This is a genomic window from Caulobacter sp. P1_B12_2, assembly GCF_056406675.1.
The window spans coordinates 1-1,204 of sequence record NZ_JBFTZS010000750.1 but is presented as its reverse complement, the minus strand read 5'-3'; the positions used below and the strand labels follow the sequence as shown (position 1 = coordinate 1,204).

The 1,204-nt window shown below is 70.8% G+C and carries 1 protein-coding gene; it reads right to left on the bottom strand.

From position 1 onward, the window contains the following. Positions 1-57: 57 nt before the first annotated feature. On the bottom strand, positions 58-1,104 hold the full coding sequence (gene ruvB, locus AC1DZ6_RS25485) for a Holliday junction branch migration DNA helicase RuvB (protein WP_477099872.1): 1,047 nt from the start codon (positions 1,102-1,104) through the stop codon (positions 58-60). Positions 1,105-1,204 lie beyond the last annotated feature (100 nt).

The window sequence follows — 1,204 nt, the reverse complement described above, 5'->3', positions numbered from 1 at the left end:
CCCCTCATCCTCCCACGCCTGCGGCGCGGGCCCCTCCTTCTCCCTCTGGGAGAAGGTTCACTCCTCGCCGAACAGCCCGCCCTGCACGATCTTCGGGGCCGAGACCGGTTCGGTCAAACCCAGGTGCAGATAGGCCTTGCCGCACGCCATGCGGCCGCGCGGGGTGCGCTGGATGAAGCCCTGCTGCATCAGATAGGGCTCGATGACGTCCTCGACCGCGTCGCGGGCCTCGGCGATGGCGTAGGCGATGGTCTCGACGCCCACCGGGCCGCCGCCGTAGTTGTCGATCATGGCGCGCAGGTAGCGGCGGTCCAGGGAGTCGAGCCCACTCTCATCCACTTCAAGACGCGCCAGGGCCAGGCCGGCGGCCTTGCGGTCGATGATCGGCGCCCCGTCGGCGGCGGCGAAGTCGCGGACGCGGCGCAGCAGGCGGCCGGCGACGCGGGGCGTGCCCCGGGCCCGCTTGGCGATCTCGTCGGCCCCGTCGTCCGACAGCGCCACGCCCATCTTGCGGGCGGCGTGCAGCAGCACGTGGCGCAGCTCGGCCGGGGTGTAGAACTCCAGGCGGATCGGAATGCCGAAGCGGTCGCGCAAGGGCGTCGCCAGCATGCCCGCCCGAGTCGTGGCCGCCACCAGGGTGAAGGGCGCGAGATCGATGCGGATCGAGCGCGCCGAAGGCCCCTCGCCGATCACCAGGTCCAGCACGTGGTCCTCCATGGCCGGATAGAGGATCTCCTCCACGGTCGAGGGCAGGCGGTGGATCTCGTCGATGAACAGGACGTCGTTGGCTTCCAGATTGGTCAGGATCGCCGCCAGGTCGCCGGCCTTGTTCAGCACCGGACCCGAGGTGGCGCGGAAATTGACGCCCAGCTCGCGGGCGACGATCTGGGCCAGGGTGGTCTTGCCCAGGCCCGGCGGGCCGAACAGCAGCACGTGGTCCAGGGCCTCGCCCCGGCCCTTGGCGGCCTCGATGAAGATCCGCAGATTGCCCTTGGCCTGCTCCTGGCCGACGAACTCCGCCAGGGTCTGCGGGCGCATGGCGCGGTCGCTGGAGGCGGGAACGGTTTCGCCGTGTTGCGCTTCGCCAGAGATGATGCGGGTCATGGCCGACTTGCCCCCACCTGGCGGCTACGCCGCCTGTCCGCCCCCATAGGGGGCGGAGGACGCGCGTACGACTCCTCTTCCCCCTTTGGGGGAAGAGGAC

What these genes read in the sequence shown, in the direction of transcription:
- ruvB (WP_477099872.1), bottom strand. Translation starts at nt 1,104, where the DNA reads ATGACCCGCATCATCTCTGGCGAAGCGCAACACGGCGAAACCGTTCCC.